The organism is Ruegeria sp. BJ3 (genome assembly GCF_056535665.1).
This window is the reverse complement of sequence record NZ_JBQFIT010000001.1, coordinates 3377760-3399885: the sequence shown is the minus strand read 5'-3', so window position 1 is coordinate 3399885 and position 22126 is coordinate 3377760. Positions and strand designations below refer to the sequence as shown.

The 22126-nt window shown below is 62.9% G+C and carries 17 protein-coding genes and 1 tRNA gene; 16 read left to right on the top strand and 2 right to left on the bottom strand.

Translation table 11 applies throughout. The features are described from left to right. Positions 1-12 precede the first annotated feature (12 nt). From ACR3EL_RS17160 to ACR3EL_RS17130, 7 genes are all read left to right on the top strand, one after another. Entirely contained in the window at positions 13-507 is a 495-nt protein-coding gene (locus tag ACR3EL_RS17160; protein WP_093963851.1) for a (2Fe-2S)-binding protein, read from the top strand. Then, positions 504-2921: an aerobic carbon-monoxide dehydrogenase large subunit gene (locus ACR3EL_RS17155; protein ID WP_170340606.1), complete on the top strand. Its 2418-nt coding sequence runs from the start codon at positions 504-506 to the stop codon at positions 2919-2921. Before ACR3EL_RS17160 ends, ACR3EL_RS17155 begins: the two co-directional genes overlap by 4 nt. Positions 2922-3089: 168 nt before the next feature. Beyond that, entirely contained in the window at positions 3090-3890 is an 801-nt protein-coding gene (locus ACR3EL_RS17150; RefSeq protein ID WP_254430801.1) for an AAA family ATPase, read from the top strand. A 47-nt stretch (positions 3891-3937) separates the two neighbouring features. Next, positions 3938-5080 (top strand): vWA domain-containing protein, encoded by a 1143-nt coding sequence (locus ACR3EL_RS17145; protein ID WP_480722439.1) that lies wholly within the window; start codon positions 3938-3940, stop codon positions 5078-5080. A gap of 12 nt (positions 5081-5092) precedes the next feature. Beyond that, on the top strand, positions 5093-5905 hold the full coding sequence (locus ACR3EL_RS17140) for an XdhC family protein (RefSeq protein WP_170340602.1): 813 nt from the start codon (positions 5093-5095) through the stop codon (positions 5903-5905). 106 nt (positions 5906-6011) lie between these two features. Next, positions 6012-6464 (top strand): SRPBCC family protein, encoded by a 453-nt coding sequence (locus ACR3EL_RS17135; RefSeq protein ID WP_093963846.1) that lies wholly within the window; start codon positions 6012-6014, stop codon positions 6462-6464. A gap of 91 nt (positions 6465-6555) precedes the next feature. Further along, positions 6556-7536 carry a hypothetical protein gene (locus ACR3EL_RS17130; protein WP_170340600.1) on the top strand — a complete coding sequence of 327 codons (981 nt, stop codon included), beginning with the start codon at positions 6556-6558 and terminating at the stop codon, positions 7534-7536. A gap of 56 nt (positions 7537-7592) precedes the next feature. Here ACR3EL_RS17130 and ACR3EL_RS17125 read toward each other — a convergent pair. Further along, a tRNA-Leu gene (locus tag ACR3EL_RS17125) sits at positions 7593-7679 on the bottom strand. Between the two features lie 211 nt (positions 7680-7890). Between ACR3EL_RS17125 and ACR3EL_RS17120 the strand changes: the two genes are divergently transcribed. Further along, the gene (locus ACR3EL_RS17120) at positions 7891-8874 is read left to right on the top strand and encodes a complex I NDUFA9 subunit family protein (RefSeq protein ID WP_170340598.1); all 984 of its coding nucleotides are present in this window, start codon (positions 7891-7893) and stop codon (positions 8872-8874) included. Here ACR3EL_RS17120 and ACR3EL_RS17115 read toward each other — a convergent pair whose 3' ends face one another. Beyond that, the gene (locus ACR3EL_RS17115) at positions 8875-9678 is read right to left on the bottom strand and encodes an undecaprenyl-diphosphate phosphatase (protein ID WP_170340596.1); all 804 of its coding nucleotides are present in this window, start codon (positions 9676-9678) and stop codon (positions 8875-8877) included. Between the two features lie 228 nt (positions 9679-9906). Between ACR3EL_RS17115 and ACR3EL_RS17110 the strand changes: the two genes are divergently transcribed. From ACR3EL_RS17110 to ACR3EL_RS17075, 8 genes are all read left to right on the top strand, one after another. Then, positions 9907-11340: an NAD(P)-dependent oxidoreductase gene (locus tag ACR3EL_RS17110; protein ID WP_170340594.1), complete on the top strand. Its 1434-nt coding sequence runs from the start codon at positions 9907-9909 to the stop codon at positions 11338-11340. Positions 11341-11369: 29 nt separating this feature from the next. Continuing rightward, complete coding sequence (locus tag ACR3EL_RS17105) at positions 11370-11807, top strand: GFA family protein (protein ID WP_005979708.1); 438 nt, start codon at positions 11370-11372, stop codon at positions 11805-11807. Continuing rightward, entirely contained in the window at positions 11804-16336 is a 4533-nt protein-coding gene (gene gltB, locus ACR3EL_RS17100; RefSeq protein ID WP_480722438.1) for a glutamate synthase large subunit, read from the top strand. The genes ACR3EL_RS17105 and gltB overlap by 4 nt, the downstream gene beginning before the upstream one ends. Positions 16337-16512: 176 nt before the next feature. Next, positions 16513-17430 (top strand): Hint domain-containing protein, encoded by a 918-nt coding sequence (locus tag ACR3EL_RS17095; RefSeq protein WP_170340591.1) that lies wholly within the window; start codon positions 16513-16515, stop codon positions 17428-17430. A gap of 40 nt (positions 17431-17470) precedes the next feature. Further along, positions 17471-18211 carry a monofunctional biosynthetic peptidoglycan transglycosylase gene (gene mtgA, locus ACR3EL_RS17090; protein WP_170340590.1) on the top strand — a complete coding sequence of 247 codons (741 nt, stop codon included), beginning with the start codon at positions 17471-17473 and terminating at the stop codon, positions 18209-18211. A gap of 59 nt (positions 18212-18270) precedes the next feature. Next, positions 18271-18936 (top strand): FtsZ-binding protein FzlA, encoded by a 666-nt coding sequence (gene fzlA / locus ACR3EL_RS17085; RefSeq protein ID WP_170340588.1) that lies wholly within the window; start codon positions 18271-18273, stop codon positions 18934-18936. Between the two features lie 75 nt (positions 18937-19011). Then, a complete protein-coding gene (gene queG / locus ACR3EL_RS17080; protein ID WP_170340586.1) occupies positions 19012-20049 on the top strand; it encodes a tRNA epoxyqueuosine(34) reductase QueG in 1038 nt (345 codons plus the stop codon). A gap of 71 nt (positions 20050-20120) precedes the next feature. Continuing rightward, complete coding sequence (locus ACR3EL_RS17075; RefSeq protein WP_480722437.1) at positions 20121-22124, top strand: hydantoinase/oxoprolinase N-terminal domain-containing protein; 2004 nt, start codon at positions 20121-20123, stop codon at positions 22122-22124. Positions 22125-22126: the final 2 nt, after the last annotated feature.

Here is a 22126-nt window from a genome sequence, read left to right as displayed (position 1 = left end):
GGAGGAACACAGATGTCGAAGATGCATGTCAAACTCACCGTGAACGGCAAGCAGGTCGAGGGCCTGGCCGAGCCGCGCACGTTGCTGATCCACTTCCTGCGGGAGGATCTGAAGATCACCGGCCCGCATATCGGTTGCGAAACCAGCCACTGCGGTGCCTGCACCGTGGATATCGATGGCAAATCCGTCAAATCCTGCACGACCTTCGTGGCGCAGGTGAACGGGGCCGATATCACGACCGTCGAAGGGCTGACCAATGACGACGGCAGCCTTGGTGTGCTGCAGGAAATGTTCCGCGAGCATCACGGGCTGCAGTGCGGTTTCTGCACGCCGGGCATGATCACCCGTGCGCATCGCCTGCTGCAGGAAAACCCCAACCCGACCGAAGAAGAAATCCGATTTGGCATGGCCGGCAATCTCTGCCGCTGCACCGGGTACCAGAACATCGTCAAGGCGATCTCGGCCTCGGCTGACATGCTGAACGCGCAGAAGGAGGCCGCGGAATGAACGACCAGACCATGACCCCCGAAGAACGCGCCGCCAACCTCAAGGGGATGGGCAGCTCGCGCAAACGCGTCGAGGACGTGCGCTTTACCCAAGGCAAGGGCAACTACGTCGATGACATCAAGCTGGACGGAATGCTGTTCGGCGCCTTTGTCCGTTCACCCTATGCCCATGCCCGGGTTGTCAGCGTCAACAAAGAGGCCGCTCTGGCCGTGCCAGGTGTCGTGGCCGTTCTGACGGCCGAGGACTTGGCGCCGCTGGGTCTGCACTGGATGCCCACGCTCGCCGGCGACAAGCAGATGGTGCTGGCCGATGGCAAGGTTCTGTTCCAGGGCCAGGAGGTGGCCTATGTGGTTGCCGAAGACCGCTATGTCGCCGCGGATGCTGTCGAACTGGTCGAAGTCGAATACGAGGAACTGCCGGTTCTGACCGACCCGTTCGAGGCGCTGAAGTCCGACGTGGTGCTGCGTGAGGATCTCGAGGGTCAGACAGAAGGCGCCCACGGGCCGCGCAAGCATCACAACCACATCTTCACCTGGGAACAGGGCGACAAGGACGCGACCGAAGCCGTTCTGGCCGAAGCCGATGTGGTGGCCGAGGAAATGGTCTACTACCACCGCACCCACCCCTGTCCGCTTGAGACCTGCGGCTGCGTGGCCAGCATGGACAAGGTGACCGGCAAGCTGACGCTGTACGGCACCTTCCAGGCGCCGCATGCGATCCGCACCGTCGTGTCCCTGATTTCGGGCCTGGCCGAGCACAATATCCGGGTGATCAGCCCCGATATCGGTGGCGGCTTTGGCAACAAGGTGGGCGCTTATGCGGGTTATGTCTGCTCGGTCGTGGCCTCGATCGTCACCGGTCAGCCGGTGAAATGGGTCGAGAACCGGATGGAAAACCTGATGTCCACCGCCTTTGCCCGCGACTACTGGATGCAGGGCAAGATCGCCGCCACCAAAGACGGCAAGATCACGGGCCTGTGGTGTCATACAACCGCGGACCACGGGGGGTTCGACGCCTGCGCTGACCCGACCAAGTTCCCGGCCGGGTTCATGAACATCTGCACCGGGTCTTACGACATCCCGACCGCCTATCTGGCCGTGGACGGCGTCTATACCAACAAGGCGCCGGGGGGTGTGGCCTATCGCTGTTCCTTCCGCGTGACCGAGGCCGCCTATTTCATCGAGCGGATGATCGAGGTTCTGGCCATCAAGTTGAACATGGACGCGGCCGAGCTGCGCCGGATCAACTTCATCAAGGCCGATCAGTTCCCCTATCAGTCGGCGCTGGGATGGGAATATGACTCGGGCGATTACCACACCGCCTGGGACAAGGCGCTTAAAGCGGTCGACTATGACGGCTTGCGCGCCGAGCAGGCCCAGCGGATCGAGGATTTCAAAGCCGGCAAGACGCGCAAGCTTCTGGGGATTGGTCTGACGCATTTCACCGAAATCGTCGGGGCAGGGCCTGTGAAGAACTGCGATATTCTAGGCTTGGGGATGTTCGACAGTTGCGAAATCCGCATCCACCCGACCGGGTCAGCCATCGCGCGGTTGGGCACGATCTCTCAGGGCCAGGGTCACGCCACGACCTTTGCCCAGATCATCGCCAGTGAGATCGGTCTTCCAGCCGACGACATCACGCTGGAGGAAGGGGACACCGACACCGCGCCCTATGGCTTGGGCACCTATGGCTCTCGGTCCACGCCGGTTGCGGGGGCTGCAACAGCCATGGCTGCACGCAAGATCCGCGCCAAGGCGCAGATGATCGCGGCCTATCTGCTTGAGGTTCACGACGACGATGTCGAATGGGACGTGGACCGGTTCGCGGTCAAAGGCGCCCCCGAGCGGTTCAAGACGATGAAAGAGATCGCCTTTGCCGCCTACAACCAGGCCATCCCGGGGTTGGAGCCGGGTCTGGAAGCCGTCAGCTACTATGACCCGCCCAACATGACCTATCCGTTCGGCGCCTATATCTGTGTCATGGAGATCGATGTCGATACCGGCGAATGGGAAGTCCGGCAGTTCTATGCGCTGGACGATTGCGGAACCCGGATCAACCCGATGATCATCGAAGGTCAGGTTCATGGCGGTGTGACTGAGGCGCTGGCCATCGCGATGGGTCAAGAGATTGCCTATGATGAGATGGGCAACGTCAAGACCGGCACGCTGATGGACTTCTTCCTGCCAACCGCCTGGGAAACGCCCAACTATACGACCGATCACACGGTGACCCCCTCGCCGCATCATCCGATCGGCGCGAAGGGTGTCGGCGAAAGCCCGAATGTGGGTGGCGTGCCGGCGTTCTCGAATGCGGTGCATGATGCGTTCCGACCGTTTGGCCTGGTTCAGAGCCACATGCCGCATGACCATTGGCGGATCTGGAAGATCGCCAACGGTTTGGGGATGCACGGGTAGTCGGTTTCGGACCGGCGAGGCCCGGTCCGACCGAACGGAGGGGGCGCTGACCCCCTCCAACCCCCTCGGGATATTTTGGTCAAACGAAGATTGGACCCTGGTGTGACACTGAGTGACGTTCAGAACGGTTTGGCCCAGCAGGGCTATGTTGCCGACGACCGGTTGGCGATGGCGTTGCATTTGGCCCAGACCCTAGGACGACCGCTGCTGCTGGAGGGTCCGGCCGGTGTCGGCAAGACCGAAGTGGCCAAGGCGCTGGCGGCGTGGCGCGACGCCCGTTTGATCCGCTTGCAGTGTTACGAAGGGTTGGACGCCAGTCACGCGATTTATGAGTGGAACTACCAGCGGCAGCTGCTGGCCATCCGAGCCTCCGAGGCGCGCGGCGGAACCAGCGAGGCCCAACTGTTTTCCGACGACTATCTGCTGAAGCGGCCGTTGCTGGAGGCGATCAGCGCCGATGATCCGCCCGTTCTGCTGATCGATGAGATCGACCGGGCCGATGAAGAATTTGAGGCCTACCTGCTTGAAATCCTGTCGGACTTTCAGATCACGATCCCGGAACTGGGGACGATTTCCGCCAAAACGCGACCCATCGTCATTCTGACCGCAAACGGGACGCGCGATCTTTCGGATGCGCTGCGGCGGCGGTGTCTTTACAGCTTTTTGAACTATCCGTCCGGCGAGACCGAAATGGCCATACTGCGGGCCCGGATGCCCGAAGTCGAAGGGCTGCTGGCGCGGCAGATCATCGGAGTGGTTCAGAACCTGCGCAAGGAAGATCTGGAAAAGACACCCGGCATTGCCGAAATGCTCGACTGGGCCGCGGCCCTGTCGGGTCTTGGCGTGAATGATCTGTCCCAAACGCCCGAGGCCGTACAGGCCACACTGGTCTGTCTGCTGAAGACCGCTGCGGACTATGATGCCGTTCCACCCGAGGTGATGGATCGCCTGATCGGAAAGGTCGCGTGATGCAGGTAACACGGTTTCCATCGCGAGCGCACGGATTGGCCGACCGTATGGCGGGATTCTTGGCGCATCTGCGCGGGAACGGTTTGCGGGTCGGACCGCGTGAGACCGGAGATGCGCTGGCCGCACTGGCCTCGGTCGAGGCCACCGATGTCGGACAGGCGCGGGATGCCTTGTGTGCCCTGATGTCCGGGGATGCCGAGGATTGGCGGCGCTTTGACGATTTGTTCGATGCCTATTGGTTCAACGCGGGCAAGCAGCGGAGCGGTGTCGCACAGAACACCCATGTCAGGGTCCAGTCGGCCAAGCCGATGATCTGGCAGACCGAAGATCGCGGAGATTCCGCTGACGATTCCCCCGACGCGCAGGATGCCAGCACCCCGGATTCCGGGGATGGACAGGCCGAAGGAACGGACGGGAAGCTGATCGCAACACGGACCGACAACCTGTCACGCCGGGATCTGCGCGAGTTGATGGATGAGCAATCCCTGCGCCGGGCCGAAGCCGCGGCCCTCGCCCTGGCGCGGGCGATCCGGGATCGACGTTCGCGCAGGCGCAAACAGGCGCGGCGGGGTCCGGCGCTGGACATGCGTCGCATCCAGCGGGCGAGCCTTGCGCGCGGAGGCGAGCCTTTGGAGCTGTTTCGCCGTGCCCGACCGCCACGCCCGATGCGGATCGTCGCGCTGTGCGATGTCAGCGGGTCCATGACCGTCTATTCGCGTATATTTCTGGCCTTTCTCAAGGGCCTTGTGGCCAGCGGAACGGATGCGGATGCCTATCTGTTTCACACGCGGTTGATGCGGGTCACCGATGCATTGCGGGACCACGACACCTTGCGCGCCGCTGGGCGGTTGTCGCTGATGGCCGAAGGTTTTGGCGGCGGCACGGACATCTCCGGCAGTCTCGAAAGGTTTCTGGACGGATATGGTGCACGGGCGCTGAATGGGCGCACCATCGTGCTGATCCTTTCGGATGGCTATTGCAGTTCTGACCCGCAGGCGCTGGGCGCGGCTTTGGCGAGGATCCGGCGCAAGGCGCGCCGGATCGTCTGGCTGAACCCCCTGAAAGGTTGGGAGAATTATCAGCCCGTTGCCGCCGCCATGCAGGCCGCCTTGCCCCATCTTGATGCGCACCTTCCGGCAAACACGCTCGACGCGCTGGCCGCGTTGGAGCCCGAGTTTCAAAAGTTGTGAGAGGAACCGATCATGCCTGGTTTCGACATTTTCGACACGATTGACCAGTTGCGCAGCAGCGGCGAGGCGTTCTGCGTCGCAACGGTGGTGCGGACGGCAGATGCGACCTCGGCCAAGGCGGGCGCCAAGGCGGCGATCACCCGGGACGGGCGGATCCTCGGCCATTTGGGCGGAGCCTGTGTCCAGCGTGCGGTGCGCGCCTCGGCACAGGAAGCGCTGGCCAGCGGTGCGTCGCGGATGATCCGCGTGAAACCCTCGGACAAGGTGGTGGCAATGACCGATCCGGATGGCGTTCAGACCTTCAAGAGTGGCTGCCCATCCGGCGGTACGGTCGATCTGCTGGTCGAACCCTATCAACACGCACCCCGCCTGGTGATTTTTGGCGATACCCCGATTGCCCATGCGTTGGCGGCTCATGCGGCATTGGCCGGGTTGCGCGTGTTCGTGTCGTTCGAGACCAGCGACGAAGCGGCGCAATCGTGTTTCGACCCAGACGACGTGGATGCGTTGGGGGTTGAGCCCCGCGATTTTGTGGTCGTCGCCTCGCAAGGCCAGAACGACAGGGCAGCGTTGGCCTCGGCGCTGGGTACGCCGGCAAGGCGGGTGTCGATGGTGGCCAGCCAGCGCAAGGCGAAGGTTCTGACGGACAGGTTGGTATCGCAGGGCATGGACGCCGAAAAAGTTGCGCGCCTGAAGTCGCCCGCGGGGCTGGATATCGGGGCCATTGATCCGCACGAAATCGCCTTGTCGATTCTGGCCGAGATCGTGCGCTGGCGAAATGCGAACACCGCCGAGGAGACAACTCATGATGAAAAACTTGCGTAGCTGGGTGGCGCGGCTATGGCCGCCCCGGCCCGCTCAAACCCCCGAGGATGCCGCGGAACAGGCGCTACGCGTCTTTCCCAGATGTTGCTGAGCAGAGGAATACCCAATGGAACTGACTGACGAAATTCGCATCGCGGCCCCCCGGGACGCGGTCTATCGCGCGCTGAACGATCCCGAGGTTCTGCGGGAATGCATCCCCGGCTGCGAAGAGCTGACCCAGACCGCCCCCAACGAGCTTGAGGCCAAGGTGGTTCTGAAAATCGGTCCGGTGAAGGCGCGTTTCGCTGGCGAGGTGACGCTGGACCAGACCAACGCCCCCGACGGGTTTTCGCTGGTGGGCGAGGGCAAGGGCGGAGCCGCAGGTTTTGCCAAGGGTGGTGCGGACGTCACGCTGACCGAAGATGGTGATGAGACCGTTCTGACCTATACCGCCAAGGTCGATGTCGGGGGCAAGATCGCCCAGTTGGGCAGTCGTCTGATTGCCGGAACGGCCAAGAAGCTCTCGGGCAAGTTCTTCACCCGGTTCGGCGAAGTCGTTGCCGCGCAAACCGCTGCCTGACGCAGGCGCCCGGCGCCGTTCCGGTTGACGAATTGCGTGAGGGGGGTATGCACCTGCATAGTGTTTGGTGCTGATGCAGCAGGAGACAATGGTGCCCCCCACCTCGAAAATTGCCGAACTTGAGAATTGGCTGGTGATGAAGCCAGGTGATCTCAATTCGATTCGTCAGCTGGTCACACGGCTGGAACATGCGCCCAAGGCTCCGGGTTCGGCCGGGCGATTTTCTGCCGCACAAGCGGACATCGTTACCTCGCTGGGCGCCGATTGGCAGGCGGATCTATTTGAGCCCGAGCACATGGTCAAACAGTACCGCGCATGGTTGGCTGCATTGCGAAGCCGCGGCGTTTCGCAAGCGGTGCCGATCGGGCAGGTCTTTTCCGGGCGCGTTATCAAGGTACGCGGGCAGAACGCCTATTGCGGAGTTTTTCTGGACTTCTTCAAAGAGACCGGCGCCATCCCGGCGCTGTGCAATGACTGCTACAAGGTGCAGATTTTGCCGCATGACCTGCGTGCAATGTTCCAGACCTATGCCCTGCTGCTTAAGCTGGATCTACCCAATGACAACGCCCGCAAATGCATGATCGAGCTGCGCGACGGGATCAAATTTCCGTACAAGGCCTATATCTATTGCGACACCGTTGATGACGTGCGCGCCTGCCTGCAGGCGTTCCGCGATCTTCAGGCCAAGCATGGGATTGAAGGAATCAGCAGCAAGATCTCGCACGGATGTTCGGAATACGGGCAGAAGTATCCAGCATTCAAATTTCCGGAAACCGATGACGCGCCCGAGTTCGTTCCCGATCCGCAATGGCCCGCTATCGAAAAGGCCTATTTCAGGTCGATCAAGCTTCCGGCACAGACCCGGGACAGCAACACCCGTGGGCATGTGAGCCTGCGCGATGTCTTCGCCTTCTGCACATGGGTCAAATACGCCGACCTGATCGGCGACCCGACCAGCGAGGCCTACGCGGCGCTGCGCGGACCGGACCTTCCCCAGCAATTCATCAAGCGGGTGCGGTCTCAGGCAAAGATCCGTCGCCGCGAGATGGAGGAATTGCAGAAGACGGAATGAGAGCCGACCACCCGTTCGAGGGTGGTTTGCGCGGTCGTCATATCTGTTCGGGGATATGGTGCCCAGGAGAGGACTCGAACCTCCACGTCCATACGGACACTAGCACCTGAAGCTAGCGCGTCTACCAATTCCGCCACCTGGGCAGGTGTCGTGGAGGGGCGTTTAAGCCTACTCGCCGAGGGCGTCAACAGGATTCGAACGGAATTTCGAAAGTTTTTTTTCGGCCACCTTCCCGCGGCGCGATCCCGCCGGTTCCGGCAATGTTTTTTGCCTGATGCGCGGCGTTATTGCGCCTTGTTTGCCGGGCTTTGGAGCGGTAGATCGGAACAAGACCTACACAGCAGGAGCCCAACCATGTCCAAACTGGTCACGATTTACGGTGGATCGGGATTCGTCGGCCGCTATATCGCGCGACGCATGGCCAACGAAGGGTGGCGTGTACGGGTGGCGGTCCGCCGTCCGAACGAGGCGATCTTCGTCAAGACCTATGGCGTCGTCGGCCAGGTCGAGCCGATTCTGTGCAATATCCGCGACGATGCCTCGGTGGCCAGTGCGATGCATGGTGCCGATGCGGTCGTCAACTGCGTGGGCGTTCTGAACGAACTGGGCAAGAATGGATTTGGCGCCGTGCAAGACGAAGGCGCGGGCCGCATCGCCCGTCTGGCGGCCGAGCAAGGCATTTCCCGTATGGTCCATATTTCGGCCATCGGTGCTGACGCGAATTCCGACAGCGAATACGCACGCACCAAGGCTGCGGGCGAAGCTGCTGTGCTGACCCATATGCCCGATGCCGTGATCCTGAGGCCCTCGGTGATCTTCGGGACCGAAGATCAGTTCTTCAACCGTTTCGCCGGCATGACCCGTATCTCGCCCTTTCTTCCGATCTTTGGCGCCGACACCCCGTTCCAGCCGGTGTTTGTCGATGATGTGGCGCAGGCCGTGGTCAAGGGCGTGTTGGGTCAGGCCGCACCGGGTGTCTACGAATTGGGTGGACCCGAGGCCAAGACCTTCCGCGAACTGATGCAGCAGATGCTCGAGGTGATCCACCGCCGCCGCATCATCATCGGTCTGCCGTTCTGGGGTGGGCGGATCATGGCCGGGGTTCTGGACATGCTGAAATTCGTCAGCTTCCAGCTGTTTCCGAACAACATCCTGACCCGCGACCAGTTGAAGAACCTGCGCCGAGACAATGTGGTGTCCGAAGGAGCGAAAGGTTTCGCCGATCTGGGGATCGAGCCTGCTTCGCTGGAATCGGTTCTGCCGGAATACCTGTGGAAATTCCGCCCGTCGGGTCAGTACGATGACATCCAGAACTCGGCCCGGAACCTGCGCATCTGATCAGCTGTAAGCGACAATCAGCAGGATCGTACCCAGAATCACGCGATAGATCACATATGGCGTGAAGCTGACGCTGCGTAGCAGACGCATCATCAGGCTCAGCGCCAACAGGGCCGAAACAAAGGCGAATACGGCTGCAATGGCGCTGTCCTTGGCCAGCTGAGCGTTGGCCTGCCCGATCACGTCCAGCGACAGCAACGCACCCGAGGCGATGATTGTGGGGATCGACATCAGCATCGCGATGCGCGCGCCGTCCTCGCGGGTATATCCCAAGTGCCGCGCGCCGGTGATGCAGATCCCCGACCGAGAGGTGCCGGGAATCAGCGCCAGGACCTGCCACAGACCCAAAATAGCCGCGTCGCGCAGCCCCCAGTCCGCGGCCTCTTTGGTCTGGGGGCCTTTCTGGTCCATCCAATACAGCAGCAATCCGAAGCCCAGCATCGTCCACCCGATCACCGCCACGGACCGCATCGCACTGCTGAGGCCGGTCAGGTGCAGGATGGCACCAACGATGACGGTCGGGATGGTGGCTACGATCAACGCCAGGGCCAGTCGGGACTGTGGGGTGTCGATGCGCCCGCGCAAAGCACGTGGCAGGCCCGCAAGGGCCAGTTTCACGTCGCTCCAGAAATACAGAACCACCGCGCCCAATGTGCCCACATGCACCGCGACGTCGATGGCCAGGCCCTGGTCTTCCATTCCGGTGAGGCTTGGCAGCAGGATCAGGTGGCCTGATGACGAAATCGGCAGAAACTCGGTGATCCCCTGGATGATCGCCACCAGAATCAGCTGAAAAAAACTCATCTGCCCGCCCGTGTTTGCGCCCGTGTTCTTTGCATTCAAGGCGTATAAGCGCGATCAGCAAAAGGAAAGTCAGGATTTAGGTCCGAAGTGGTCCTAAAAATGAACAGAAAGTCGCCCAAAGAGATCGATCTTTCCGATTTTTTCCAATTTAGGTCAGCATAATTGACTTTTCATCCGAATTGGCTTCGCATAAAGAAATCCGACCAAGCCAATTCATGGAGTCTGACCGTGGCCAAGCAACCGATGCTGAAATTTGTGCAGATCGATCGTGACATGCCTGAAAAGCGCGCCGCAACCGATCGCAGAGCGGACTTTCATGAAATCTATGCCGAATACGCCGCGGAAAAAGCCGCCGAGCAGGCCAGCCGTTGCAGCCAATGCGGTGTGCCGTATTGTCAGTCGCACTGCCCGCTGCACAACAACATCCCGGACTGGCTGCGCCTGACCGCCACCGGACGGCTTGAAGAAGCCTATCAGACCAGCCAGGCCACCAATACCTTCCCCGAGATCTGCGGACGTATATGCCCGCAGGACCGACTGTGCGAAGGCAACTGCGTGATCGAGCAATCGGGCCATGGCACTGTCACCATCGGTGCGGTCGAGAAATACATCACCGACACCGCGTGGGAGGAAGGCTGGGTCAAACCTGTCGCTCCAACCGCCGAACGCCCCGAAAGCGTCGGCATCATCGGGGGCGGACCCGGTGGTCTGGCGGCGGCGGACATGCTGCGCCGGGCCGGGATCCAGGTCACGGTCTATGACCGCTATGACCGCGCGGGCGGCCTGCTGATGTACGGCATTCCGGGCTTCAAGCTGGAAAAGGACGTGGTTCAACGCCGCAACGACCTGCTGGCCGAGGGCGGCGTCACTTTTGAACTGAACTGTGACGTCGACGCTGCCAAGTTCGCCGATATCCGCGCCAAACATGACGCCGTGATCATTGCGACGGGCGTCTACAAGTCGCGGGATCTGTCCATGCCCGGCAGTGGCCTGCCCGGTATCGAAAAGGCGATCGATTTCCTGACTGCCTCGAACCGCAAAAGCTTTGGTGACGCGGTTCCCGAGTTTGACGATGGCCGCCTGAACGCCAAGGGCAAGAAGGTGGTCGTGATCGGTGGCGGTGATACGGCGATGGATTGCGTCCGCACCTCGATCCGCCAGGGCGCGACCTCGGTCAAATGCCTGTATCGCCGCGACCGGGCGAACATGCCTGGCTCGCAGCGCGAAACACAGAACGCCGAGGAAGAGGGCGTGATCTTTGAATGGCTCAGCGCGCCCGAGGGGTTTGTCGGCGATGAGCGGGTCACCGGCGTGATGGTGCAGAAGATGCGCCTGGGCCAGCCCGATGCCACCGGCCGCCAGGCCCCCGAAGTGATTGAAGGCGCAGATTACGTCGAAGAGGCCGATCTGGTCATCAAGGCGCTGGGCTTCGAGCCCGAGGACCTGCCCACCCTGTTTGGCCAGCCCGACCTGCCCGTGACCCGCTGGGGCACCATCAAGGCCGCGTTCGAAACCGGCGAGACCGAGATGGACGGCGTCTATGCCATCGGTGACATCGTGCGCGGTGCCTCGCTGGTGGTCTGGGCGATCCGCGACGGCCGTGACTGCGCCCAGGCCATCATTGACCGGTTCAACGGCAAGGCCGCGCTTGCGGCCGAGTGACCCCGCAGCCCAGCGACAGGAGGGATAGGATGCCCGAATTGCAAGGCCAATGCATGTGCGGCGCGGTCACTGTGACCGCGACCCCCGCCCGCGACGCGCTGGGCGCCTGCCATTGCGACATGTGCCGCCGCTGGACCAGCAGCGCTCTGGTCACCTTTCCGGCCCAGCCGGGCTATGCGGCGCTGGGGCCAGTCAAGACCTTCACCTCGTCCGACTGGGCCGAACGCGCCTTCTGCGAAGAATGCGGCTCGGCCCTGTGGTACCGGATCACCCTGCCGGGCGAGATGCACGGCCAGACACAGATCGCGGCCGGCCTGTTCGACAACGCGGCCGGCAACACGCTGAAACTTGAACTTTACATCGACAAGAAGCCCGAGGGTTACGCGTTCGCAGGTGAACGCCGTCAGATGACCGAAGCCGAGGTCATGGCCATGTACGCCCCGTCGGAAGAAGGAGACAGCCAATGACGAAATATGATGCCGATTGGGTCCGGGCCGAGGAAGCCAAGCGCAAGTGGATGGCCGAAAATGGCCTGTATTCCGAGCAGGAAGAGCATTCCTCGTGCGGGGTCGGCCTGGTGGTTTCGGTTGACGGCAAGAAAAGCCGCAAGGTGGTCGAGGCCGGGATCAATGCGCTCAAGGCGATCTGGCACCGCGGCGCGGTGGATGCCGACGGCAAGACCGGCGACGGCGCGGGCATCCATGTGCAGATCCCGGCCCCCTTTTTCTATGACCAGATCCGCCGCACCGGGCACGAGCCCAAGATGGACGAGCTGATCGCCGTGGGGCAGGTGTTCCTGCCGCGCACCGATTTCGGCGCGCAAGAGCGCTGCCGGACCATCGTGGAAACCGAAGTTCTGCGGATGGGTTACTACATCTATGGCTGGCGACACGTGCCGGTGGATGTCACCTGCTTGGGTGAAAAGGCCAACGCGACCCGGCCCGAGATCGAGCAGATCCTGATCTCGAATTCCAAGGGCGTCGACGAGGACACGTTCGAGCGCGAGCTGTACGTCATCCGCCGCCGGATCGAGAAAGCCGCCGCCGCCGCGGGGATTTCGGGCCTGTACCTGGCCTCGCTCAGCTGCCGGTCGATCATCTACAAGGGCATGATGCTGGCCGAGCAGGTCGCTGTGTTCTACCCCGACCTGATGGACGAGCGTTTCGAATCCGCCTTTGCGATCTATCACCAGCGCTATTCCACCAACACCTTCCCGCAATGGTGGCTGGCGCAGCCGTTCCGCATGCTGGCCCACAATGGCGAGATCAACACGCTGAAGGGCAACATCAACTGGATGAAAAGCCACGAGATCCGCATGGCCTCGGCGACCTTTGGCGACTATGCCGAAGACATCAAGCCGATCATTGCGGGCGGATCGTCGGATTCGGCGGCGCTGGATTCGGTGTTCGAGGTTCTGGTGCGCGCGGGCCGCTCGGCCCCGATGGCCAAGACGATGCTGGTGCCGGAAAGCTGGTCGAAACAGGCGGTGGAACTGCCGCAAGCCTGGCGCGACATGTATTCCTACTGCAACTCGGTGATGGAGCCGTGGGACGGCCCTGCCGCGCTGGCCATGACGGATGGGCGCTGGGTCTGCGCCGGGCTGGACCGCAACGGCCTGCGTCCGATGCGCTATGTGGTCACCGGCGACGGACTGGTGATCGCCGGGTCCGAGGCGGGCATGGTTCCGATCGACGAGGCCAGCGTTGTCGAGAAAGGCGCGCTGGGCCCCGGCCAGATGCTGGCCGTCGACATGAAGAAGGGCAAGCTGTATCGCGACAAGCAGATCAAGGACAAGCTGGCCGCGACGCTGCCGTTCGGGGACTGGGTCAGCAAGATCAACGATCTGGACGAAAAGCTGGCCAAGGTGACTGAAAAGCCGCTGTTCTCGGGTGAAGAGCTGCGCAAGCGCCAGATCGCGGCGGGCTACACGGTCGAAGAGCTGGAGCAGATCCTTGCACCGATGGCCGAGGACGGCAAAGAGGCGATCGCTTCGATGGGCGACGACACGCCTTCGGCGGTTCTGTCCAAACAGTACCGGCCGCTCAGCCATTTCTTCCGCCAGAACTTCAGCCAGGTGACCAACCCGCCCATCGACAGCCTGCGCGAATACCGCGTGATGTCGCTGAAGACGCGGTTCGGCAACCTCAAGAACGTGCTTGACGAGGACAGCAGCCAGACCGAGATCGTTGTGCTGGAAAGCCCCTTTGTCGGCAACGCCCAGTGGGAAGAACTGGTGGCGAATTTCGATGCGCCGCTGGCCGAGATCGACTGTACCTTCGAACCCGGCACCGGCGCGCTGAGCGCCGCGCTGGCGCGCATCCGCTCGGAGGCGGAGGAGGCCGTGCGTTCTGGCGCGGGTCACCTGGTGTTGACCGACCAGTATTCCGGCCCCGGCAAAGTGGCGATGCCGATGATCCTGGCCACCAGCGCGGTGCATTCGCACCTGATCCGTCAGGGTCTGCGGACCTTCTGCTCGCTCAACGTGCGTTCGGCGGAATGCATCGACCCGCATTATTTCGCGGTGCTGATCGGCTGTGGCGCGACCGTGGTCAACGCCTATCTGGCCGAGGATTCGCTGGCCGACCGGATCGAACGCGGCTTGCTCGAAGGCAGCCTGACCGAAAACGTCGCGCGCTACCGCGAGGCGATCGACCAGGGCCTGCTGAAGATCATGGCCAAGATGGGCATTTCGGTGATCTCGTCCTATCGCGGCGGCCTGAATTTCGAGGCCGTGGGCCTGAGCCGCGCCATGGTGGCCGAATATTTCCCCGGCATGACCAGCCGGATCTCGGGCATCGGCGTCACCGGCATTCAGTCCAAAGCCGAAGGAATCCATGCCAAAGGCTGGGAGAGTGGCCTGGACGTTCTGCCCATCGGTGGCTTCTACAAGGCCCGCAAATCGGGTGAGACCCATGCGTGGGAAGCGACCTCGATGCACATGATGCAGATGGCCTGCAACCGCGCCTCTTACGAGCTGTGGAAGCAGTATTCGGCCAAGATGCAGGCCAACCCGCCGATCCATCTGCGCGACCTGATGGATTTCAAACCGCTTGGCAAGCCGATCCCGATCGAGGAGGTCGAGTCGATCACCTCGATCCGCAAGCGGTTCGTCACGCCGGGCATGTCGCTGGGCGCGCTCAGCCCCGAGGCGCACAAGACGCTGAACGTGGCGATGAACCGGATCGGCGCGAAATCCGACTCGGGTGAAGGTGGGGAAGATCCCGCACACTTCGTGCCCGAGCCGAATGGCGACAACCCCTCGGCCAAGATCAAGCAGGTGGCCTCGGGCCGGTTCGGTGTGACCGCCGAATACCTCAACCAGTGCGAAGAGCTGGAAATCAAGGTGGCCCAAGGTGCCAAGCCCGGCGAGGGCGGCCAGCTGCCCGGCATGAAGGTCACCGATCTGATCGCGCGCCTGCGTCACTCGACCAAGGGCGTGACGCTGATCTCGCCGCCGCCGCACCACGACATCTACTCGATCGAGGATCTGGCGCAGCTGATCTATGACCTCAAGCAGATCAACCCGCGCGCCAAGGTGACGGTCAAGCTGGTGGCGTCCTCGGGCGTGGGCACGATCGCCGCCGGGGTGGCCAAGGCCAAGGCCGACATCATCCTGATCTCGGGCCACAATGGCGGCACCGGGGCATCGCCCGCGACCAGCATCAAATATGCCGGCCTGCCGTGGGAGATGGGCCTGACCGAGGCGCACCAGGTTCTGGCGATGAACAACCTGCGCGAGCGGGTGACCCTGCGCACCGATGGCGGTTTGCGCACCGGGCGCGATATCGTCATGGCGGCGATGATGGGGGCCGAGGAATACGGCATCGGCACCGCCGCCCTGATTGCGATGGGCTGCATCATGGTGCGCCAGTGCCAATCGAACACCTGCCCGGTGGGCGTGTGTACGCAGGACGAGAGCCTGCGCGCGAAGTTCACCGGCAATGCCGACAAGGTGGTGAACCTGATCACTTTCTATGCGCAGGAAGTGCGCGAGATTCTGGCCAGCATCGGCGCGCGGTCGCTGGACGAGATCATCGGCCGGGCCGATCTGCTGGCGCAGGTCAGCCGCGGGTCGGCGCATCTGGACGATCTGGACCTGAATCCGCTGCTGATCACCGTCGATGGCGCACAGAACATCGTCTATGACCGTGACAAGCCGCGCAATGCGGTGCCCGATACGCTGGACTCTGAAATCGTGCGCGACGCGGCGCGGTTCCTGAAAGATGGCGAGAAGATGCAGTTGTCTTATGCCGTGCAGAACACGCACCGGACAGTGGGCACCCGCGTGTCCAGCCACATCGTGCAGAATTTCGGAATGCGCAACACGTTCCAGCCGGACCACCTGCATGTCAAGCTGCAGGGCTCGGCCGGTCAGTCGCTGGGCGCCTTCGCCGCGCCGGGGCTCAAACTGGAAGTGTCGGGTGACGCCAACGACTATGTGGGCAAGGGCCTGTCGGGCGGCACCATCGTCGTACGCCCGCCGCAGGTCAGCCCGCTGCAGGCCGACCGGAATACAATCATCGGCAACACGGTCCTGTACGGCGCGACCGACGGGTACCTGTTCGCGGCCGGCCGTGCGGGTGAGCGGTTCGCCGTGCGCAACTCGGGTGCCACCGTGGTGGTCGAGGGCTGCGGCTCGAACGGGTGTGAGTACATGACCGGCGGCGTTGCGGTGATCCTGGGTGACATCGGCGCGAACTTTGGCGCGGGGATGACGGGCGGCATGGCCTATCTGTACGACCCCGAAGGCAAGGCGCAGCTGCTGATGAACATGGAAACCCTGGTGACCTGCCCCGTAACGGTCGAGCATTGGGAGACCCAGCTGAAATCGCTGATAGAACGTCACGCAGCGGAAACCGGCAGCCGCAAGGCCGCCGACATCCTGCAGCACTGGGATGTCGAGCTGTCGAACTTCCTGCAGGTCTGTCCGAAGGAAATGCTGAACAAGCTCAGCCACCCGCTGAGCCACGAGGCAGCGGCGGTTCCGGCCGAGTAAGACTGCCTGTGAAACCTGCCCCGCGTGTTTGAAAAGACACGCGGGGTTTTCGTTTTGTGTCCCCCCGTTTCCGGATTTCTTGAAAAAACATTGTGTGTCGCTAGGCCTGTACACGGAAAGTTTGGAAATTTCGCCAATGCTTCCGCTTGCCACCAATTACGCCTGGGAGTCGTCGCATGCCCACGACCTATCTTGACCAGTTCTTTGCCATGGATCCGGCCAGCCCGCCGGCAACGGGGACCCTTCTGACGGTTGAGAAGTACAATCTGGTCGACCAGAACGACGATGGCGATATCGACAGTTCCGACAATGACTCTGTCAACGGCATCGATGTTACCCGATCCTGGCCGGGCGATACGGTGACGATCAACGTGTCCGGTGTGGGCAACGTCACCTACACGGGAATCACATTCTATCTGGCTGATGGCAGTAGGGTATTCACCCCGACGGACGGTCAGGTGCTGCAAGAGGGGACGCTTGTCTCGACGACTTTCGTCAATACCGAGGGTCCCCTTGTGGTTCCGGGTGAGCTTGGGCCGCCGTGTTTTACCGCCGGAACGATGATAAAGACTCCGGATGGGTTGCGCCGCGTCGAGGATCTGCAGCCCGGTGACCTGGTCACGACGGTCGACAAAGGCGCGCAGGCTCTGATCTGGGTCGGCAGAACCACCGTTGCGGCCGAGGGCAACGCCGCACCCATCCGCTTTGCCGCAGGGGTTCTGGGACTGGACCGTGACACTCTGTTCTCGCCGCAGCACCGGATGCTGATCGACGATTGGCGCGCGGCTTATTTCTACGGCCACCCCGAGGTTTTGATTGCCGCACATTCCCTGGTCAATGGCACGACGGTGACCCCGGTCGAAGGCGGCGAGATCGAGTATTTCCACCTGTTGTTCGACCAGCACGAGATCGTCATCGCCAACGGCGCCAAAAGCGAAAGCTACTATCCCGGTCACGCCGCTACGCGGTCTGACCGGGAAACCCAAGCCGAGCTGTTGCGCCTGTTCCCGCAATTGGGAGTGGTGGAAGATGGTGGTCCGAAAACCGCTCGTCCGGTGGTGCGCCCGCGCGAAGGGCGGCTGATCGCGTCATAATTCCGTTCCAAATACCGGTGCTGCGGCGTATAGCAGGAACATGGCGAAGAAAGCAGCGCGCAAATCCCGCGGTAAGTCCAAAAAGGCAACCCGGTCTCGGAAAACGGAAACGCTCATCGTTCGGATTCGGCGGTGGGTACTGCGTGTCATCGGTGCCCTGGCCGCGGCGTTCGTGGCGCTTGTATTGCTTTACACCGTGGTCAACCCGCCGATCACCCATACGATCTGGTCCGAGTGGCGCCGCCTGGGCAAGGTGGACCGGGAATGGGTCGCGATCGAGGATATGTCTCCGCACATGGCCCGGTCGGTCGTTGCGGCCGAGGATGCGAATTTCTGCCTGCATTGGGGTTTTGACGTGAACGCGATCCGCGATGCGCTTGAAGATGGTGGCAACCGCGGGGCGTCGACCATTTCTCAGCAGGTGGTCAAGAATGTCTTTCTGTGGCAGGGGCGCAGTTGGGTGCGCAAGGCGCTTGAGACCTCCATGACCCCGGTCGTCGAAATCTTCTGGAGCAAGAAGCGCATACTCGAGGTGTATCTGAACGTGGCTGAGACCGGTGAGGGCCTGTTCGGGATCGAGGCGGCCGCCCGGAAGAATTTTGGTGTCAGTTCCGCCCAACTCAGCCCGGTGCAGGCGGCGCGTCTGGCGGCAATCCTTCCGTCACCGCGCAACCGTTCGGTCACGGACCCGTCGGTTTACACCCGCAGACGAGCCGCCGCGATCCGCGATGGAGCGGCCACCATCCGCGCAGATGGTCGCGCAGATTGCTTCGAGGATTGAAACTTCTGCCCGTCAGCGGCTATTGCTGAGCGGTACTCAATTGGTTCGAATGGATCCACATGGCGCGTTTGTTTCACGTTCCCCTGTCCCCCTTTTGTCGAAAAGTCCGCCTGTCACTGGCGGAAAAGAAGATCGAAGTCGAATTGGTCGAGGAAAAGTACTGGGAAAAATCCCCGGACTTCTTGCGCAGAAACCCTGCGGCCAAGGTCCCGGTTCTGCGGCTGGATGGCCGGGTGATGTCAGAAAGCGCAGCGATCTGCGAATACATCGAAGAGACGCGGCCGGAACCCGCATTGATGCCGAAAACTCCGGAAGCCCGGTTTGAGGTGCGCCGACTGGTCAGTTGGTTTGATGACAAATTCCACCACGAGGTGACATCCAAGCTGCTGTACGAGCGAGTGAACAAGAAAGTGACCGGTCAGGGCTATCCCGACAGCAAGAACGTCAAGGAAGGCGCGCGGGCGATCAAATTCCACCTGGATTACATGGCCTGGCTGCTGGATCAGCGGCGCTGGCTGGCCGGAGATCAGATGACATTGGCCGATTTCGCGGCTGCCGCGCATCTGTCGGCGCTGGACTATATTTCGGACGTGGACTGGAATCGCAGCCAGGTGGTCAAGGACTGGTACGCCAAGATCAAGTCGCGCCCGGCCTTCCGGTCGATCCTGGCGGATCAGGTGCCGGGCTTCCGCCCGCCCGCCCATTACGCCGACCTGGATTTCTGATAGGTTGGGGCAGGGGGCTGTCTGCCCCCTCTTGGCCCGTTGGGCCAATTCACCCCAGAGGATATTTTGGGCCAGATGAACAGCGCGACGGCATTGAAGGACAGGTTGGTGGCGCAGGCCCGGGCCGAGGGGTTCGTGTCGTGCCGGATCTGCCGACCCTGGGACGTGCCCGAGGTGCCTGCGCGGTTGGCCGCCTTTCTGGCGGCGGATTATCACGGGCAGATGGGTTGGATGGCCGAGCGGGCCCATTGGCGGGGCGATCCGGCGCAGCTGTGGCCCGAGGCGCGCTCGGTCATCATGCTGGCCGAGAGTTACACGCCGGATCATGATCCGACCGAGGTTCTGGGGCGACCCGATCGCGGGGCGATCTCGGTCTATGCGCAGAACAGGGATTACCACGATCTGGTCAAGAAGCGGCTGAAGCGGCTGGCCCGGTGGCTGATCGCCGAGGCCGGGGGCGAGGTGAAGGTGTTCGTCGATACCGCGCCGGTGCCCGAGAAGGCTTTGGGCCATGCGGCCGGGTTGGGCTGGCAGGGCAAACACACCAATCTGGTCAGCCGGGAATGGGGCAATTGGGCCTTTTTAGGGTCTGTTTTCACCACCCTGGACTTGCCGACGGATCCGCCGGAAGTGGATCATTGCGGGTCGTGTCGGGCCTGTCTGGATGCCTGCCCCACGGATGCCTTCCCGGCGCCCTATCAGCTGGATGCACGGCGTTGCATTTCTTATCTGACCATCGAGCACAAGGGGCCGGTGGATCAGGAGTTGCGCGGCAAGCTGGGCAACCGCATCTACGGTTGTGATGATTGCCTTGCCGCCTGCCCGTGGAACAAGTTCGCGGTGGCGGCCAGCGACATCCGCTATGCCGCGCGCCAAGACCTGATGGCGCCGCCGCTGGCGGAACTGGCCGGGTTGGACGATGCGGCGTTCCGGGCCAGATTCTCGGGCTCACCGATCAAGCGGATCGGGCGGGACCGGTTCGTGCGCAACGTTCTGTATGCCATCGGCAATTCCGGGTCGTCGGCGTTGATCCCGGTCGCGCAGGCGCTGACCGAGGATCCCGACCCCACGGTCGCGGACGCGGCGCGCTGGGCGGTCGAACAACTGTCGTGAATGCCGCAAACAGGCTGGACGCGTCGGTTCAAACCGCTACACCCGTGACTGCGAACAGGATGGAGATCCCGATGGCGTTGGCTTTGGGCGTGGATACCGGTGGAACCTACACCGATGCGGTGCTGATCCGGGACGAGGAAGAGGTGATCGCCTCGGCCAAGTCACTGACCACACGCGAGGATCTGGCGATCGGCGTCGGGCGGGCGATCCGGGCGGTGCTGGACCAGGCGCAGGTCGCGCCCGTTCAGATCTCGATGGCGTCGCTGTCGACGACGCTGGCCACGAACGCGCTGGTCGAGGGGCAGGGCGGGCGCGTCGCGCTGATCTATGTCGGATTTCGGGACGGCGATCTGGACAGGCATGGGCTGCGCGATGCGCTGAAGGGTGACCCGGCGCTGGTGATCGCGGGCGGGCACAGCCATGCCGGGGCCGAGGCCGCGCCTTTGGATACAGGGGCGTTGCGCGAATTTCTGGACCAGCAGTCCGGGATTTCCGGGTTTGCGGTTGCGGCCCAGTTCGCCACGCGCAACCCCGTGCATGAGCTTGAGGTCGCGCGGATCATCGCCGCAAAGACCGGCGCGCCGGTGACCTGCTCGCATCAGTTGTCGGCCAAGCTGAATGGGCCGAAACGTGCGGTGACGGCGGTGCTGAATGCACGTCTGATCGGAATGATCGACCGTCTGATCGGCCGGGCGCAGGATGTTCTGCTCGAGCTGGGCATCGACGCGCCGATGATGGTGGTGCGCGGGGATGGCGCCTTGATGAGCGCCGAGCAGGCGCGGGAGCGGCCGATCGAAACGATTCTCAGCGGTCCGGCGGCCTCGATCGTGGGGGCGCGCTGGCTGACCGGAGTTCAGGACGCACTGGTGTCGGATATCGGAGGGACGACGACCGATGTGGCTCTGATCCGCGACGGAAAGCCGGCGATCGACCCGGCGGGCGCACGGGTCGGCGGGTTCCGCACCATGGTCGAGGCGGTGGCGATGCGCACGCATGGTCTGGGCGGTGACAGCCAGGTGCATGTGGTGACCGAAGGCCTGCGCGGCGGCGTTTTCCTGGGTCCGCGCCGGGTGCTGCCGGTGTCGCTGATCGCGTCTGAGGCGCCCGAAGTGGTCCATGCCGCGCTGGACGAGCAGTTGCGCGCGACCACGGTGGGCGAGCACGACACCCGTTTCGCCCGCCGCGTGCCCGGCATCCACGCCGAGGGTCTGGGACCGCGCGAGGCGGGGCTGCTGGAGCGGCTGGGGGACAGGGTTCTGCCCCTGAGCGCCCTGCTGCGCACGCGGATGGAAAACGGCGCTCTGACCCGGTTGGTGGATCGCGGGATCGTTCAGGTCTCGGGGGTGACGCCGTCTGATGCCAGCCACGTTCTGGGGCGCCTGTCCGATTGGGATAAGGGTGCCGCGCGCAAGGCGCTGGAGCTGATTGCGCGCCGACGTGTGGGGTCGGGCGACCGGCTGGCGGGCTCGGCCGACGAACTGGCCGGTATGATCGTGGATCAGTTGACCGAACAGACCGTTTTGACCTTGTTAGAGACTGCTTTTGCGGAAGAGGCCGACGCGTTCGGCCTGCCGCCCGAGGATCTGGCGCGCCATGTGCTGACCCGGCGGGGCTTGCGCGGGCATCGCGGTCTGCTGGCGTTGGATACGACGCTGAACGTGGATGTGGTCGGGCTGGGTGCCTCGGCGCCGAGCTATTACCCGGCGGTCGGTGAGCGTCTGCGCTGTGCGATGGTGCTGCCCGACCATGCCGGGGTGGCCAACGCGATCGGGGCCGTCGTGGGGCGGTTGACCATGCGGCGGGCGGGCACGGTGACCGCTCCGTCCGAAGGCCGGTACCGCGTGCATCTGAATGAAGGTCCGCAGGATTTCCCCACACCCGAACCCGCGCTGGCCCTGCTGGAGGCCGAACTGCGGCGCGAGACCGAAAGCGCCGTGCGCGAGGCCGGGGCCGAGGATATCCGCGTGATCGTCAACCGCGACATCCGCACCGCCCGGATCGAAGGCAAGGATGTCTTCGTCGAGGCGATGCTTACCGTCGAAGCCAGCGGCCGCCCGCGGGTGGCCGTCGGCTGAAC

Excerpts from the sequence above, each read along its gene's own strand:
- ACR3EL_RS17120 (WP_170340598.1), top strand. The coding sequence starts at position 7,891 with ATGTCCAAACTGGTCACGATTTACGGTGGATCGGGATTCGTCGGCCGC.
- ACR3EL_RS17155 (WP_170340606.1), top strand. The coding sequence starts at position 504 with ATGAACGACCAGACCATGACCCCCGAAGAACGCGCCGCCAACCTCAAG.
- fzlA (WP_170340588.1), top strand. The coding sequence starts at position 18,271 with ATGGCGCGTTTGTTTCACGTTCCCCTGTCCCCCTTTTGTCGAAAAGTC.
- ACR3EL_RS17105 (WP_005979708.1), top strand. The coding sequence starts at position 11,370 with ATGCCCGAATTGCAAGGCCAATGCATGTGCGGCGCGGTCACTGTGACC.
- ACR3EL_RS17145 (WP_480722439.1), top strand. The coding sequence starts at position 3,938 with ATGGCGGGATTCTTGGCGCATCTGCGCGGGAACGGTTTGCGGGTCGGA.
- mtgA (WP_170340590.1), top strand. The coding sequence starts at position 17,471 with ATGGCGAAGAAAGCAGCGCGCAAATCCCGCGGTAAGTCCAAAAAGGCA.
- ACR3EL_RS17150 (WP_254430801.1), top strand. The coding sequence starts at position 3,090 with ATGGCGTTGCATTTGGCCCAGACCCTAGGACGACCGCTGCTGCTGGAG.
- ACR3EL_RS17115 (WP_170340596.1), bottom strand. The coding sequence starts at position 9,678 with ATGAGTTTTTTTCAGCTGATTCTGGTGGCGATCATCCAGGGGATCACC.
- ACR3EL_RS17075 (WP_480722437.1), top strand. The coding sequence starts at position 20,121 with ATGGCGTTGGCTTTGGGCGTGGATACCGGTGGAACCTACACCGATGCG.
- queG (WP_170340586.1), top strand. The coding sequence starts at position 19,012 with ATGAACAGCGCGACGGCATTGAAGGACAGGTTGGTGGCGCAGGCCCGG.
- ACR3EL_RS17140 (WP_170340602.1), top strand. The coding sequence starts at position 5,093 with ATGCCTGGTTTCGACATTTTCGACACGATTGACCAGTTGCGCAGCAGC.
- gltB (WP_480722438.1), top strand. The coding sequence starts at position 11,804 with ATGACGAAATATGATGCCGATTGGGTCCGGGCCGAGGAAGCCAAGCGC.
- ACR3EL_RS17095 (WP_170340591.1), top strand. The coding sequence starts at position 16,513 with ATGCCCACGACCTATCTTGACCAGTTCTTTGCCATGGATCCGGCCAGC.
- ACR3EL_RS17135 (WP_093963846.1), top strand. The coding sequence starts at position 6,012 with ATGGAACTGACTGACGAAATTCGCATCGCGGCCCCCCGGGACGCGGTC.
- ACR3EL_RS17160 (WP_093963851.1), top strand. The coding sequence starts at position 13 with ATGTCGAAGATGCATGTCAAACTCACCGTGAACGGCAAGCAGGTCGAG.